Here is a 15,482-nt window from a genome sequence, read left to right on the forward strand (position 1 = left end):
ATGGAGGATCACGCTAGTCGCGGCAGCGTTGGCTCGCGATCCCCCGAACCGGGGAGTTCTCAGGCCTCGGCTTCATTCGCCTTGCGGGCCCGAACGGCGATATCGGCCAGCGGGGACAGTGCCCGCTCGACCGCACGCAGGCGATCTTCCGGCGCATCCCATTCGGCACGCAGCACGATCTTGTGGTCGGGACGGATTTTCCAGAGCGCCGGATTTTTCTGCAGATGGCCCACCAGACCCGGCGGGTCGATGAATTTGTCGCCGCGGAAACTGATGACGGCCCCCTTCGGTCCGGCATCCACTTTCTCGACCCCGGCATGCTTGCAGAGCGCTTTCACGGCGACAACGCGCATCAGGGTTTCCACTTCCTGCGGCAGCGGACCGAACCGGTCGATCAGCTCGGCGGCAAAGGCTTCGCGCTCGGTCTTCGTGTCCAGTGAGGACAGGCGGCGGTAGAGCTGCAGGCGGACATCGAGATCCGGGACATAGTGATCCGGAATGAGAACGGCACCGCCGGCATTGATCTGCGGCGACCAATCCCCGTCACTCTCTTCCTCGCCCCCGCCGCGCAGGGAGGCCACGGCCTCCTCCAGCATGGACTGGTAGAGCTCGACACCGACATCCTTGATGTGGCCGGATTGTTCCTCGCCCAGCAGATTGCCGCCGCCGCGCAGGTCCAGATCGTGCGAGGCCAGCGTGAAGCCGGCGCCCAGGCTGTCGAGTGATTGCATCACTTTCAGGCGCTTTTCGGCGCTGTCGGTGATCTTCTGGCGCATGGGCGTGGTCAAATAGGCATAGGCGCGCGTCTTGGACCGCCCCACCCGGCCGCGCAGCTGGTAGAGCTGGGACAGGCCGAACCGGTCGGCCCGATGAACCACAATCGTATTGGCCGTGGGAATATCGATCCCCGATTCCACGATGGTCGTGGACAGAAGCACGTCATACCGGCCCTCATAGAAGGCGGTCATGATGTCTTCCAACTGGCTCGGTGCCATCTGGCCATGAGCGGCGATGACGCTGACCTCGGGAACATTGTCACGCAGGAAGGCGGCCGTGTCCTCCAGATCGGAGATGCGCGGCACCACAAAGAAGGCCTGTCCGCCCCGGTATTTCTCGCGCAACAGGGCTTCGCGGATCGAGACCGGATCAAAGGGCGCCACATAGGTGCGCACGGCCAGTCGGTCGACCGGCGGCGTCGCGATGATGGAGAGGTCTCGGATACCGGTCAGGGACAATTGCAGGGTCCGCGGGATCGGCGTCGCCGTCAGCGTCAGCACGTGCACGTCGGAGCGCATCTCCTTGAGCCGCTCCTTGTGCTTCACGCCGAAATGCTGCTCCTCATCGACGATGAGCAGGCCGAGATCGGAGAACTTCACCGTCTTGGCCAGCAGGGCGTGGGTTCCTATGACAATCTCGGCTTTGCCCTCGGCGAGCTCGTCCCGGGTCAGCTTGGCTTCCTTGGAACTGACAAGGCGGGAGAGCTGGCGCACCTTGACCGGCCAGTTGCGGAAACGCTCCTGGAAGGTCTTGAAGTGCTGGCGGGCGAGCAGCGTGGTCGGGGCCACCACGGCGACCTGCTGGCCGCTCATGGCCACGACAAACGCCGCCCGCAGTGCCACTTCGGTCTTGCCGAACCCGACATCGCCACAGATCAGGCGGTCCATCGGCCGGCCCTTGGCGAGGTCCCCGAACACATCCTCGACCGCATTCAGCTGGTCATCGGTTTCCGCATAGGGGAAGGCGGCGCAGAATTCGTCGAAAATCCCGCTTTGGGGTTCGATCGGATCGGCCTTGCGGGCCAGACGCTCCGCCGCAATCTTGATGAGCTGGTCGGCCATGTCGCGCAGGCGTTTCTTGGCCTTGGCCTTGCGCGCCTGCCAGGCCACACCGCCCAGCTTGTCCAGCTGCGCCGTTTCCGATTCCGCGCCATAGCGCGACAACAGCTCGATATTCTCCACCGGCAGGTAGAGCTTGGCCTCGCCGGCATATTCCAGCTCGATACAGTCGTGCGGCGCTTCACTGACCGGCAGGGTCTTCAGCCCGATGAAACGGCCGAGGCCGTGATCCGCATGGATGACGAGATCACCCGGGGAAAGTGAGCCGGCCTCGACAATGATATCCGCGGATTTCCGGCGGCGGCGCGGACGCGCCAGACGGTCGCCGAGAATGTCCTGTTCCGACAGGACCGCCATGTCGGCAGTCTCGAAACCACGCTCCAGCGGCAGGATGACCCGGGCCACCTGCCCCGCCTTGAGACCGGCGACCTGCTGCCAGTGTTCGCAGGCGACAATCCCGCTGATCCCGTGATCGCCCAGGACGGCCGCCAGGCGCTCCGACGCCCCGCCGGACCAGGAGGCCAGCACGACCCGCTTGCCGTCCTTGGACAGGGCACGGACATGGGACGCTGCCGCATCGAAGACATTCGTATCCTGGGCGGCGCGCTCGGCGGAGAAGGTCTTGCCCTGCTTGCCGCCGGCATCAATGGTTTGCGGGCCGGGTTCCTGGAAAGCCGTATAACGGCGGACCACACGCTCCTTGAGCGCGTCCTGCCAGTCGGTCTCCGTGAAATAGAGCGCGTCCGGCTTCAGGGCGCGATAGGTCGGCGCCGACAGGGCGTTGTCATGCTTGGCTTCGCCGGCGGCGATACGCGAGTCGTAATAGTCGGTGACCTGGCTGATCCGCTCATCCAGCGCGTCCTCGCTGAGATGATCCAGCGCGACCATGGCGTCGGCCGGCAGGAAGTCGAAGGGTGTGGCCAGCGTGTCGTGGAAGAGCGGCAGCCAATGCTCCACCCCGGCCGGACGGGCCCCGGCGCTGACCTGTTCGTAGATCGGGTCGTCATGAACCGCGCCAAAGGCCTTCACAAAGCCGGAGCGGAAGCGCGACACGCTCGCCTCGTCCAGCAGGACTTCGCTGACCGGGGTGAAGGCAATCCCGTCCATCTGCTTGGTGGAACGCTGGGTTTCCGGATCAAAACCGCGAATGGATTCCAGCGTGTCCCCGAAGAAGTCGAGGCGGACCGGTTCCGGCGCGCCCGGCGGGAAGACATCGACGACACCGCCGCGGACCGCGTAATCCCCCGGCTCCATGACCGTGGCGGTACGGGCATAACCATTGACCGAGAAATGCTGCTTCAGCGCTTCCACATCCACGGTCGCGCCGGGACGCACCGAGATCCCGGCATGCGCCAGTACGGATTGCGGCGGACAGCGCTGGGCCATCGCATTGACGGTCGTGACCAGGATGGAGGGCGAGGCCACATCGCCCGAGGCCAGGCAGGCCAGGGTCGCAGCCCGGCGGGCCGCCACGCGCGGCGACGGCGAAATCCGGTCATAGGGCTGGCAGTCCCAGGCCGGCAGACGAAGGACCTCAATGTCGGCGGCGAAGAATTCCAGCGCGGACACGAAGGCCGCGGCCCGGGAATCATCCCGCGCGATGAAGACATTGAGCCCGCCATGGGCGCGGGCCGTGTCGGCAAAGATCAGGGCATCCAGGCCTTCCGGAGCGCCACAAACCGTAGCCGCCCCCTTGGCCCGGGCGATCATTTCAATATCGACCATCCTGCCCTGCTCTCGTCATTCAGCCCTTCGGCCCGTCGCCGTAGGCGGCGTCCCGGTGCGGGCGATAGGCTTTCACCCGGTCCATGATCGGGGTGTCAAATTCTTCCGGCGTGGGTTCACGGCCGATGATCCAGCCATAGAGGTCCTGGTCCTGCTGATCGAGCAATTGCTCGAACTGGGTCAGTTCCTCGGCGGACATGCCGTCAATATTGTCATCGCAGAACCGGCCCAGGATCAGATCGGCTTCCTTGAAGCCGCGACGCCAGGCGCGGATGCGAAGTTTTTTGCGGAGGATATCGGGGCTTTCACTCATGACCGGGGCATATAGTCTGCCAGAGGCCCGCCGTCGACCGGTGGCAGCGGCTGAACTTGTCGCTAAGGTGCGTTCACGATGCGTCCCGAGATTCTCTTTCCCCTTTTCCAGGATGTGACCGCCCTGCCCGGGATCGGTCCGCGCCTGGCCACTCTGCTGGCCAAGCTGACCGGTCCGCGGGTGAAGGATGTCCTGTTCCACAAGCCGACCAGCCTGGTCGACCGGACCCGCCGGACCACAGTCGAGGAAGCGCCTGAGAACGAGATCGTCACGCTGAAGGCCCAGGTCGAGGAGCACATTCCCGGCCGTCGACAGGGCCAGCCCTACAAGGTGCGCATGTATGACGGGACCGGCTTTCTCCACCTGGTCTATTTCCATGGCCGGCCCGACTATCTGAAGAAGCAATTGCCGGTCGGCGAGGTCCGTATCGTGTCCGGAAAATGCGATCGCTACGGCTCGGAAATCCAGATCCTGCATCCCGATCTCGTGATGACCGAGGACGAAGCGGCGGAAACCCCGCTTCTGGAACCGGTCTATCCGCTGACGGCCGGGATTGTGCCCAAGACGATGCGCAAGGCTGTCCAGGGCGCGGTGAGCCTGTGCCCGCCCCTGCCGGAATGGTTGCCGGAAGATATCCGGGCGCGTGGCGAATGGCCGGACTTCCGGACCGCGATCCGGCAGCTGCATGCGCCGGAATCGGCGGCCGATCTGGATCCGGAAACGCCGGCGCGCGAACGCCTGGCCTTTGATGAAGTCTATGCCCGTCAGCTGGCCCTGCAGCTGGTGCGCTCCCGGCGCAAGGCCCAGGCCGGCTATCCGCTCAAGGGTGACGGATCGAAGGTGAAAGCGCTGCTGGAGGCCGCCCCCTTCGCGCCGACCGGGGCCCAGCTGCGCGCCTTCGACGCGATCAAGTCAGACATGGAAGCCCCGACCCACATGACCCGGCTCCTGCACGGGGATGTCGGGGCGGGTAAAACCTTTGTCGCCGCCCTTGCCGCGGCGCAGGCCGCCGAGGCGGGCATGCAGACCGCGATCATGGCGCCGACGGAAATCCTGGCGAGGCAACACGCCAAGACCCTGACGCAACTGCTGGAACCGGCAGGTTTATCCGTCATCGCCCTGACGGGCCGGGACAAGGGGAAGGCCCGCGCTGATCTCCTCGAGCGCATGGCGGGCGGCACCGTGGATGTGATCTGCGGCACCCACGCCCTCTTCCAGGAGGGGATCGAGTTTGCCGGTCTGGGCCTCGTCGTGATCGACGAGCAGCACCGTTTTGGCGTGTCCGACCGGATGCGCCTCACGGCCAAGGGCAAGCGTCCGGATACGCTGGTCATGACGGCCACGCCGATCCCCCGCACCCTCTCCCTCTCCGTCTATGGCGATCTGGACGTGTCACGCCTGGATGAAAAGCCGGCCGGACGGATCCCGCCGGAAACCCGGCTGATCAATATGGAGCGCCTCGACGAAGTCGTGGACGGGGTAAGGCGGGCCATCGATCGGGGTGACCGGGTCTATTGGGTCTGCCCGCTGGTGGAAGAATCGGAGATGTCCGAACTGTCCGCCGCCGAGGATCGCTGGCGCCATCTCAAGGCCCAGCTGGGCGAGGACCGGGTCGGACTGCTGCACGGCCGCATGAAGCCGGCGGAGAAAGAAGCCGTCGCGACCGATTTCCGGGCCGGCAAGATGGACGTCCTGGTCGCCACCACGGTGATCGAGGTCGGTGTGGATGCGCCGGATGCCACGGTGATGATCATCGAGCATGCCGAACGCTTCGGCCTGGCCCAGCTTCACCAGCTGCGTGGACGGGTCGGCCGGGGCGACAAGCCCTCTTCCTGCCTCCTGCTCTACAAAGGGCCGCTCGGCGAGACCGCCCGGGCGCGGCTGGAAATGATGCGGGAGACTGATGACGGGTTCCGGATCGCCGAGGAGGACTGGCGCCTGCGCGGCGCCGGGGATCCGCTCGGCCTGCGCCAGAGCGGTCTGCCGGACTTCAAGCTGGCGGACATGGAAATCCATGGCGACCTGATCGCCATTGCCAATGACCAGGCCCGTCTGGACGTGAACCGGGATCCGGAACTGACCGGTGAACGCAGCGAAGCGTTGCGGGTCCTGCTCTACCTGTTTGAACAGGACCAGGGCGTGCGTCTGCTCAAATCAGGTTAGCGGGCCGGTATCGGGGTCGGTGACGCGCGGCGGCAGATCCGCCTGCACATCCTCCGGCAGCTTGTCCGGAGAAACCATGCCGAAGGAAATGATCAGCTTGGCCGCCTCTTCCACCGACATGTCGATCGGTACCGTGTTGGAGCGCGGCGTGTAGAGCAGGAAGCCGGAGGTCGGGTTGGGTGTTGTCGGCACGAAGAGGCCGATCACATCCTCGGAGATATTCTTGCGCAGTTCCGCATTGCCGTTCGCCGAGACGAAGGCCACCACCCAGGTGCCCTTCATGGGATATTCGATCAGCACGACTTCCTTGAAGGAATTGCTCTTGCCGGAGAACACGGTCTCGACGATCTGCTTGATGGCGCCATAGATGTTCCGCACCAGTGGCACACCCGCGAGAATGCGCTCGCCCAGGCCGATAATGCTGCGCCCGAAAATATTCGCCGCCAGCGCACCCAGCAAGGTCAGGAGCAGGACCGCGATCAACACGCCCAGACCGGGGATGGTGAAATCCCCCGGCAGGTAGTTTTCCGGATTGTAGCGGGCCGGGATCAGCGGTTTGACGACATTGTCGACGAAGTTCACGAATGTCACGATGAGATAGAAGGTCACGCCCAGCGGCGTGACGATCACGATCCCGGTCAGGAAACTATTGCGAAGCCAGCGAAACATGGCATTCCCATCCAACAACAAGGCGCAAAGCGCGAACGGATTGATTCCCCCCAGGCGGGATCACAATACGTGATGGTTGCGGTGCCGCCAATCGCGCGCAAGTCTGCCATCACGCCGAAGACCGGAAGAGAGAGATTCTCATGCGTGCGAGTCCCGTAACCCTGGCCCGATGGATGATCCTGACGGGCGCCGGCATTCTGCTGGGCCTGATCCTGGTGGCGAGCTGGCTGTTGCGGGACCAGATTTTCCAGACTTTCCAGGATCCCGGTGAGCCTTTCCAGACCTATACGCCGCCACCCGGCGCCGATTATGCGAGCGCCGCGGGCTGGTATGTACGCGGTGACTTCACGGCCGAGGACGAGCCCGCCGTCTTCTTCGTGCACCCCACGACCTATTCCGGCGGCTCCAACTGGGTGGGCGAGATGGACAAGGCCAGTGCGGTCGAGGCGGTGGAGCAGTCCGCCCTGCCCAATTATGCCGCGCCCTTCGCCAATTCCGGAGTTTTGTTCGCGCCGCGCTACCGCCAGGCCTCTCTCTACACGCTGATGAATAATCGCGAGGACAGCCTGCTGGCCCGGGAGTTCGCCTATCGCGATGTGCTCGCGGCTTTTGATGCCTTTCTCGAGCAGATCGGCGAGGACCGTCCGATCCTGCTCTCCGGGATTGGCCAGGGCGGTTTCCATGTTCTGGGCCTGTTGATGGACCGGGTGGCCGTGTCCGAAGACCTTCGGGAGCGTCTGATTGCCGCCTATGTGCTGGAAACCCCGGTACCGCTGGATCTGTTCACCGGCCCGCTCGCCAGCATCCCGCCGTGCGAAACCCAGGACGATGTACGTTGCGTGATGGCCTATTCCTATGTCCGGCCGAGCGATGACCAGCGCATCCGCATTCTGACCGAGCGCATGATGACCTGGACGGCGCCGGAAACGCTGGGTTTTGTCGACGGACGCGGCCTGCTGTGCGTGAACCCGATCCTGGGCGCGCGGACGGATGAATACGCGTCCGCCCGCCTGCATCGCGGGGCGGTCGCGGCGGAAGGTCTGCCGCCGGATGCCACGCCGGCGCCCCTCTCGGGGCAAACCGGCGCGCAATGTGCCGACGGGCTGCTCTTCATAGAACCGCCCACCGCGCAGGCTTTGCAGCACGGTCGGCGGTTGGCCGAGGAATATCGGGTGCCGCCCTTCAATCTCTTCTATGAGGATTTACGCCTGGATGCGGCGCGCCGCAGTCTCAACCTGATCACCATATTGCAGGAAGAGCGACGCTGGGCGCCGCCCCTGCAGACGGTGGAAGAGGTGGAGGATTCGCCGGTGGTTCCGATCCCCGACCAGCGCGAATACTGATCCGGATCAGTAGCCCTTGGCGAGCTGGTCGAATTCCAGCAAGCGCGAGACCAGGGCTTCGAACTGGTCCAGCGGCACCATGTTCGGACCATCCGACGGTGCATTGTCCGGATCCGGGTGGGTTTCCATGAAGACAGCGGCCACGCCGATTGCGACTGCCGCGCGTGCCAGGGTCGGTACGAATTCGCGCTGACCGCCTGAGGTTGCCCCCTGACCGCCCGGCTGCTGCACCGAGTGGGTGGCATCGAAAACGACCGGTGCGCCGAAGCTCGCCATGATTGGCAAAGAGCGCATGTCGGAGACCAGCGTGTTGTAGCCGAAGCTGACACCGCGTTCGCAGGCCATGACATTGGGATTGCCAGCCTCGGTGACCTTGGCGAGGACATTCTTCATGTCCCAGGGCGCCAGGAACTGGCCCTTTTTCACATTGATCACCTTGCCCGTCTTGGCGGCCGCGATCAGCAGATCGGTCTGGCGGCACAGGAAGGCCGGAATCTGGATCACATCGACGGCCTCGGCGGCAATCGTCGCCTGTTCGGCGGTGTGCACATCGGTCAGCACCGGCAGGCCGGTGGTTTCACGGATTTCATTGAAGACCGGCAGGGACGCTTCCAGACCCATGCCCCGCGCGCTCGAGATCGAGGTGCGGTTGGCCTTGTCATAGGAGGTCTTGTAGATCAGCCCGATATCCAGCCGGTCGGCGATTTCCTTCAGCCGGGCGGAGACTTCCAGACCATGCTCGCGGCTTTCCAACTGACACGGACCGGCAATCAGGGTCAGCTTCTTGTCATTGCCGATCTGGATCGGGTCGCGGCCGGGGCGCGGGACGGAAATGGTCGAATTGGGCTGGCTCACTTCACTTCTCCTTCAAGACTGCGCGTCAGGATTTCTGGGCCCCGCCCCCCTGTTTCGGGGATCGCAGTCTGGTCTGATCCGATATCGGATCGGGGTCGTAGACAGACAAGACCCTTATCAAGCGACAGTACAGTAATGGCAACTCCTCCGGCCACCGCGCCTGCACTCCTCTGGTTCCGACGCGACCTCCGCCTGGCGGACAATCCGGCCCTGCATGCGGCTGTCCGCTCCGGTCGACCACTCGTGTGTGTCTACGTTCGAGACCGGGAATCGGGTCACCGCTATTCCCCCGGCTCGGCCTCCGACTGGTGGCTGCATCACTCCCTGACCTCCCTGAGCGCCGACCTGCGAAAACGCGGCGGGCAGCCGATTGCCCTGATCGAGGGCGATCCTGAAGTCGCCATCCCGGAACTCGCCCAGAAGCTGGGCGCTGCCGAGGTGTTCTGGAACCAGACCGGCTGGCCCTGCCAGAATGCGCGGGACAGCCGCATCGCCGACACGCTGAAGGATGACGGGATCAAGCCGCGCGGCTTTCGGGGTGTGACCCTGGTGCATCCGCCCGAACTGCTCAACGGTTCCGGCAAGCCTTACAAGGTTTTCTCCGCTTTCTGGCGCGCCGCCCTCAAGGAGCTGGCGCCCAAGGATGCCCTGCCCGCTCCGGACAGTCTGCCCGACGGCCCCGACTGCGACGGCGCCACGCTGGAAGACTGGGGACTGCTGCCGTCCAAGCCGAACTGGGCGAAGGAATTTGCCGAACGCTGGACGCCCGGTGAGGCGGCCGCTCGCAAACAGCTCGACGCCTTCCTGAAGGATGATCTGGCCGATTACCCCACCCATCGCGACCGCCCGGACCTGGACGAGACCTCGCGCTTGTCGCCGCACCTCGCCTGGGGCGAGATCTCACCGCGCACCGTCTGGCACCGTGTGAAACTCCAGGCCGAAGGTAGCGGCCAGTTCAAGGCCGCCGACAAATATCTCGCCGAAATTGGCTGGCGGGACTTTGCCTATTATCTGGCCTGGCATTTCGAGGATTTGCGGACGATCAATTTCAACCGCGATTTCGACCATTTCCCCTGGCGTGATCATGCGGAAGGTCTGCAGGCCTGGAAGGAAGGCCGGACGGGTGTGCCCATGGTCGACGCCGCCATGCGCCAGCTCTGGGTCACTGGCTGGATGCACAATCGCACCCGCATGATCGCGGCCTCCTATCTCATCAAGCATATCGGCTGTGACTGGCGCGAAGGCATGCGCTGGTTCGAGGATACGCTGGTTGATGCCGATCCGATGGTGAATGCGGCCAGCTGGCAATGGGTGGCCGGTTCCGGCGCCGATGCCGCACCCTATTTCCGCATCTTCAATCCGGCGAGCCAGGGCGAAAAATTCGATCCGGACGGGAAGTATGTGCGGCAATGGGTGGAAGAATTGCGGGATGTGCCGACCCGCCATATCCACGCGCCCTGGGAGGCCTCCGAGGGCGAGCTGGTCCGCGCCGGCGTGACGCTGGGCAAGACCTATCCCAAGCCCGTCGTGGACTTGAAGACCGGCCGCGAACGGGCCTTGGAAGCCTATCAGGAAATGAAGGAAGCGGCGGCCTAGCTGTCGCGCAGCACGTAGCGGATTTCCTGGCCGCGCGCCTCGAAGGCGCAGCCGATCCAGCGACCGTTTTCATCATACCAGAGGTCCGCCGTCAGCGTGCCGATGATGCGAAGATGGCGGGCCGGCACCGGACCGTCCGGCGTTTCGAACATTTCCTCGCCCAGATCCTCGATCACCACATCCATCGGCTCGCCGGTTTCCGTGTTGAAGACCTGGTCCAGCCCGGCCTGATAGCCACGCCAGTGGCTGGACAGGGTCAGCGGCGGAATGGCATCGCCTTCCAGCGAGAAATCCATCTCCGTGCCGTCATTGAAAGTGTCGGCGGTGACGCTGACCAGCTCGCCATCATCCCAGACTTCTCGGCTGTCATGGCGATAGCGGAACAGGGTGATCGGCCCGAGACCGGCCCACAATTCCACATCGACATCGACCTGCAGCGCACCGTTCTCGGTTTCCTGGAAACGGACCGTATGCTCACCGAAGGGTGAGCCATTGCGATAGACGTCGAACAGGATGTCGTCCGGCGTGTCAGCCAGGGCCACGCCGACCGGGACCAGCGCAAGAAGTGCGAGAGAGGTGAGAAGCTGTTTCATACGATGTCCTACGTCGCGCCTGTGCAAATGGATGCCTCTTGCATTGAATTTTCAGGTTCACTGAACGACATAGACACTCAATCCAGTGCAACCGGGAGCAAAATCGTGTCTGCAGCGGCCTCTGTCATCGACCTCATCGGCAACACCCCCCTGGTCCGCCTCAACAAGGCGTCCGAGGAGACCGGGTGTGAAATCCTCGGCAAGGCAGAGTTTCTCAATCCGGGCGGATCGATCAAGGACCGTGCCGCACTGGGCATCATACGCGCCGCGGAAAAGGATGGCACGCTGAAACCGGGCGGCACGATCGTGGAAGGCACGGCCGGCAATACCGGGATCGGCCTGGCCATGGTGGGCCGCGCGCTGGGCTATCGCGTGGTCATCGTGATGCCACGCACCCAGACCCAGGAAAAGAAGGATGCGATCCGCCTGCTCGGCGCCGAGCTGATCGAGGTCGATGCCGTCCCCTATTCCAACCCCAATCATTACGCCCGCTATTCCGGCGTACTGGCCGAGGAGATGAATGCCAGCGAGCCGAACGGTGCCATCTGGGCCAACCAGTTCGACAATACCGCCAACCGCCACTTCCACGCCCAGACCACGGCACAGGAAATCTGGCAGCAAACCGACGGCAAGCTGGACGGCTTCATCTGCGCAGTCGGCTCCGGCGGCACGCTGGGCGGTGTGTCCGACGCGCTCAAAGCCCACAATCCGGACGTCCAGATCGGCATTGCCGATCCGGGCGGTGCCGCGCTCTACGGTTTCTTTGCCCATGGCGAGCTGAAGTCGGAAGGCTCCTCCATCACCGAAGGCATCGGCCAAGGCCGCATCACGGCGAACATCAAGGATGTGCAGGTCGACAAGGCCTACCGCATCCCGGATGAGGAAGCCCTGCCGATCATTTTCGACCTGATCACCGAGGAAGGCCTGTGCCTTGGCTCGTCCTCCGGCGTCAATATTGCCGGCGCCAAGCGCCTGGCGCGGGATTTGGGCCCCGGCCACACCATTGTGACGATCCTGTGCGACCATGGCTCGCGCTATCAGTCCAAGCTCTTCAATGTCGATTTCCTGAAGGAAAAGGGCCTGCCCTATCCGGCCTGGCTCGCGAAATGAACGATCCCCTCATCACGATCGCGGAGGCCCGGGACAAGCTCGGCCAGGCGGATGTCGTCTTCCTGGATGCGAGCTGGACCTTCCAGGGCGGTCCCGGCTTTCGCAGTGAAGGCTTCATCCCGGGGGCCCGGTGCTTCGACATCGACACGGTGAAGGACGCCACCAGTGATCTGCCACACATGCTCCCGTCTCCGGACGTATTCGAGCACCATGCGCGGGATCTGGGCATCAACGGGACCAGCCGGCTGATCATCTATGACCGCATCGGCTTCTTCTCCGCCCCGCGGGTCTGGTGGATGTTCCGCACGATGGGCCATGAGGAAGTTCGCGTCCTGTCCGGTGGCCTGCGGGCCTGGATTGCTGAGGCCGGTCCGGTGGACGACGTTCCGGGCACCCAATGGGCATCAGGCGATTTCACCGCAGCCTTCCAGCCGCATCGCGTCACCGACCGCCAGGGCGTTCTGAGCGCCATCGAGACCGGCTCCCACAGCATTCTCGATGCCCGGCCCGCCGCCCGCTTTGCCGGTACCACACCGGAACCGCGTCCGGGCATGCGCAGCGGCCACATGCCGGGCGCGCTGAACCTGCCCTTCCCGAGTCTGCTGGACGCTGACTGGCACCCGACCGGCGAAACCGCGCCTTTCGACGAGGCCGGACTGGCGGCCGATGACGCAGTGATCACCACTTGCGGATCGGGGGTGACCGCCTGCATCCTGGCCCTGGCCCTGGAGCGTCAGGGCCGTATCGCCACCGTCTATGACGGTTCCTGGTCCGAATGGGGCCGCCGTGAAGACACACCGATCGAGACGGACAAGAGCTGATCATGAGAGACGATACCCGACTCACGCGCCTGGGCCGCCCGCATGATGAGCGCGGCCAGGTGAACCCGTCCGTGGCGCGCGGCTCGACCATGCTCGCCGCCTCGGCGGACACGCTCTACAATTTTCCCGAAGGCCGCACCCATTACGGCCGCGTCGGACTGGAAACCCACAACGCCTTGCGCGGTGCCCTGACCGAGCTGCAGGGCGGTGCCGGCACCTCGCTGACCTCCTCCGGCCTGATGGCGAACACGCTCTCCATCCTGGCTTCCGTGGAAGCCGGCGGCCGCGTCCTGGCCGCCGACTGCATCTACGGGCCGGTCCGCAGCTTCCTGACCAATGTCCTGCCGCGCTATGGCGTCACGGCCGAATTCTTCGCCCCGGACATGGGGGCCCAGATTGCCGACCTGATCACCGATGACGTCCAGGCCATCCTGCTGGAAAGCCCGGGCAGTTTGACCATGGAGCTCCAGGACATTCCCGCCGTCACCAAGGTGGCGCGGGAAAAGGGTGTCATCACCATTATCGACGACACGTGGAGCGCCGGGCTGACGCTGAAACCGCTCCAGCTGGGCGTCGACTATGCCGCCCAGGCCCTGACCAAATATGTCGGCGGTCATTCTGATCTTCTGCTCGGCGCCGTCGTGGCGCGCGACGAGGCCCTGTTCAACCGCCTCCAGTCGACCGAGCGAAGCTTCGGCTTTCATACCGGACCGGACGACGTCTATCTCGCCCTGCGCGGCCTGCGCAGCATGGCGGTTCGCATGGAGCGCAGTTTCCAGTCTTCCCTGACGATTGCCGACTGGCTGAAATCCCGTCCGGAAGTCGGCCACATTCTTCATCCGGCGCATGAAGATCACCCCCAGAATGCCCTGTTCAAACGGGATTTTTCTGGCGGCTGTGGCCTGTTCTCGGTTGAGTTTCCCGGCTGGGATATTCCGCGCTCGGAGCGCTTCCTCGATGCGCTGGAGGTTTTCGGAATGGGCTTCTCCTGGGGCGGCTATGAAAGCCTCGCCATCCATTGCGACCCGCAGCTCAAACGCACGAAGACCGCCCAGAAGCATGACGGCGCCCTGATCCGCTTTTCCATCGGCATGGAAGCGCCCGAGGATCTGATTGCGGATCTGGAAAAAGGATTGGCAGCGGCCAGCGCCTGAGCGGCCAGGGCGTTGCGCAGCCACACGAGGCAACAGACACGCTGCCCACAGCCTTGAGCGTGTTCCATGTGAGCATCGACCCCAACGCCGAAATCGGCGACGGACACGGGTAGAGCGGAGCGGGAACAAAGGGAAAAGTGGCGCCCCCGGCAGGACTCGAACCTGCAACCATCCGCTTAGAAGGCGGGCGCTCTATCCGGTTGAGCTACGGAGGCGGAAGCCGTGTGGTGACAGGCCGTGAGGTCTAGTGCGACCAGGGCTGTTTGCGGTCGGCGGAGAAATTGTCGGCGTAGGATTTCTCGTACCGTTTGAGCTCGTGCGGCTCGACCAGCTGGAAGGGAATGCCCTGGCGCTTGGCATAGGCCACCGCCTCGTCCTGGCTTTCGAATTTCAGCTTTATCTGGCTGCGCATGTCGGACGTGGAGGTCCAGCCCATGAGCGGATCCGGCTTGCGGGCCATTTCCGGGGAGAATTCCAGCACCCAGTTCTTCATCTTGCCGCGGCCGGACTGCATGGCATTGCGTGCCGGACGATAGATTTTCGCAAACATGCGTGTCTCCCGTTCAATCCCGACTAGCGGGTCTGTTTCGAACCCGACCGGAAATGGTCGGAGCGGCAGGATTCGAACCTGCGACCCTCTGGTCCCAAACCAGATGCGCTACCAGGCTGCGCCACGCTCCGTCTTGGCCCTTATGTAAGGGCGTCCCGGTTTAGGCAAGCCTAAGGCGTATCCTCGGCCCCATCCTCTGCAGCCACATCCGCATCTTCGGCATCGGCCGGCAGATCGGCATTGCCGAAAATCGCGTGATGCACGCTGTCGCCGGGGCGAATCCCCATCTCGATCGCCTGGCCGGCTGCCAGTTCGAGAACGCCGGAGACTTCGGCATTGGCCGGCAGGCTGCGGCGCGACTCGGACTGGGCGTAGGCGATCACTTTCACCACGGTCCCGTTTTCATCGATGAAGAGCAGGTCCAGATCGACCAGCGTGTTCTCCATCCACATGGAGGCGCGCTGGGCCGGGACGTAGTGGAAGAGCATGCCTGTGCCTTCGGGCACGCTTTCCCGCCACATCATGCCGCGCTGCATCTGCTCCGGCGTGGTCGCCAGCTCGGCCATGATGGTATGCTCGGCCTCACCCGACCGGAGGATGACCGGTTGCGGCGCGCCGAATTCGACAACGGTCTCCCGGGCCGTCGGATCGACACCCGTTTCGGACTGGGCCCAGACCGGCTGGGCCAGGCCCAGAGCGAGAAGCGGTAAAATCAGAGTACGCATGGCGCGAAGCTAGCCTCAGCCTGCCGGGCA

Annotated in this window: 13 protein-coding genes and 2 tRNA genes; 6 read left to right on the forward strand and 9 right to left on the reverse strand. The window is 64.2% G+C overall.

Going from position 1 to position 15,482, the window contains the following annotated elements; genetic code table 11:
- Positions 1-59: 59 nt before the first annotated feature.
- A complete protein-coding gene (gene mfd, locus FCS99_RS01610; RefSeq protein WP_138509879.1) occupies positions 60-3,560 on the reverse strand; it encodes a transcription-repair coupling factor in 3,501 nt (1,166 codons plus the stop codon).
- 19 nt (positions 3,561-3,579) lie between these two features.
- Complete coding sequence (locus tag FCS99_RS01615; RefSeq protein WP_138509881.1) at positions 3,580-3,873, reverse strand: FAD assembly factor SdhE; 294 nt, start codon at positions 3,871-3,873, stop codon at positions 3,580-3,582.
- A 78-nt stretch (positions 3,874-3,951) separates the two neighbouring features.
- On the opposite strand from FCS99_RS01615, the gene recG reads away from it, so the two are divergent.
- Complete coding sequence (gene recG, locus FCS99_RS01620) at positions 3,952-6,036, forward strand: ATP-dependent DNA helicase RecG (protein WP_138509883.1); 2,085 nt, start codon at positions 3,952-3,954, stop codon at positions 6,034-6,036.
- Here recG and FCS99_RS01625 read toward each other — a convergent pair.
- Positions 6,028-6,705: a DUF502 domain-containing protein gene (locus FCS99_RS01625; protein WP_138509885.1), complete on the reverse strand. Its 678-nt coding sequence runs from the start codon at positions 6,703-6,705 to the stop codon at positions 6,028-6,030. The genes recG and FCS99_RS01625 overlap by 9 nt on opposite strands.
- A gap of 140 nt (positions 6,706-6,845) precedes the next feature.
- Between FCS99_RS01625 and FCS99_RS01630 the strand changes: the two genes are divergently transcribed.
- Positions 6,846-8,048, forward strand: coding sequence for a DUF3089 domain-containing protein (locus tag FCS99_RS01630; protein ID WP_138509887.1), 1,203 nt, complete (start codon positions 6,846-6,848; stop codon positions 8,046-8,048).
- A 6-nt stretch (positions 8,049-8,054) separates the two neighbouring features.
- On the opposite strand, the gene kdsA is transcribed toward FCS99_RS01630, so the two are convergent.
- A complete protein-coding gene (kdsA, locus tag FCS99_RS01635) occupies positions 8,055-8,903 on the reverse strand; it encodes a 3-deoxy-8-phosphooctulonate synthase (protein ID WP_138509889.1) in 849 nt (282 codons plus the stop codon).
- A gap of 135 nt (positions 8,904-9,038) precedes the next feature.
- Between kdsA and FCS99_RS01640 the strand changes: the two genes are divergently transcribed.
- A complete protein-coding gene (locus tag FCS99_RS01640; RefSeq protein ID WP_138509891.1) occupies positions 9,039-10,499 on the forward strand; it encodes a cryptochrome/photolyase family protein in 1,461 nt (486 codons plus the stop codon).
- Here FCS99_RS01640 and FCS99_RS01645 read toward each other — a convergent pair.
- Positions 10,496-11,092: a DUF6134 family protein gene (locus FCS99_RS01645; protein WP_138509893.1), complete on the reverse strand. Its 597-nt coding sequence runs from the start codon at positions 11,090-11,092 to the stop codon at positions 10,496-10,498. The two genes, FCS99_RS01640 and FCS99_RS01645, sit on opposite strands and share 4 nt — an antisense overlap.
- Positions 11,093-11,197: 105 nt before the next feature.
- On the opposite strand from FCS99_RS01645, the gene FCS99_RS01650 reads away from it, so the two are divergent.
- Genes FCS99_RS01650 through metC form a run of 3 tightly spaced genes read left to right on the forward strand, consistent with a single transcriptional unit; the run spans position 11,198 to position 14,177 of the window.
- Positions 11,198-12,202, forward strand: a complete 1,005-nt coding sequence (locus FCS99_RS01650; RefSeq protein ID WP_138509895.1) for a cysteine synthase A — start codon at positions 11,198-11,200, stop codon at positions 12,200-12,202.
- The gene (locus tag FCS99_RS01655; protein WP_138509897.1) at positions 12,199-13,023 is read left to right on the forward strand and encodes a sulfurtransferase; all 825 of its coding nucleotides are present in this window, start codon (positions 12,199-12,201) and stop codon (positions 13,021-13,023) included. The genes FCS99_RS01650 and FCS99_RS01655 overlap by 4 nt, the downstream gene beginning before the upstream one ends.
- Positions 13,024-13,025: 2 nt before the next feature.
- On the forward strand, positions 13,026-14,177 hold the full coding sequence (gene metC, locus FCS99_RS01660) for a cystathionine beta-lyase (RefSeq protein WP_138509899.1): 1,152 nt from the start codon (positions 13,026-13,028) through the stop codon (positions 14,175-14,177).
- Positions 14,178-14,315: 138 nt separating this feature from the next.
- Here the strand turns inward: metC and FCS99_RS01665 are convergent.
- From FCS99_RS01665 to FCS99_RS01680, 4 genes are all read right to left on the reverse strand, one after another.
- A tRNA-Arg gene (locus FCS99_RS01665) sits at positions 14,316-14,392 on the reverse strand.
- 29 nt (positions 14,393-14,421) lie between these two features.
- The gene (locus tag FCS99_RS01670; protein WP_138509901.1) at positions 14,422-14,727 is read right to left on the reverse strand and encodes an ETC complex I subunit; all 306 of its coding nucleotides are present in this window, start codon (positions 14,725-14,727) and stop codon (positions 14,422-14,424) included.
- A 54-nt stretch (positions 14,728-14,781) separates the two neighbouring features.
- A tRNA-Pro gene (locus tag FCS99_RS01675) sits at positions 14,782-14,858 on the reverse strand.
- Positions 14,859-14,897: 39 nt separating this feature from the next.
- Positions 14,898-15,452 (reverse strand): DUF192 domain-containing protein, encoded by a 555-nt coding sequence (locus tag FCS99_RS01680; RefSeq protein ID WP_138509903.1) that lies wholly within the window; start codon positions 15,450-15,452, stop codon positions 14,898-14,900.
- Positions 15,453-15,482 lie beyond the last annotated feature (30 nt).

Origin of the sequence: Maricaulis alexandrii, from assembly GCF_005871165.1 — a bacterium.
Lineage (GTDB): Bacteria > Pseudomonadota > Alphaproteobacteria > Caulobacterales > Maricaulaceae > Maricaulis > Maricaulis alexandrii.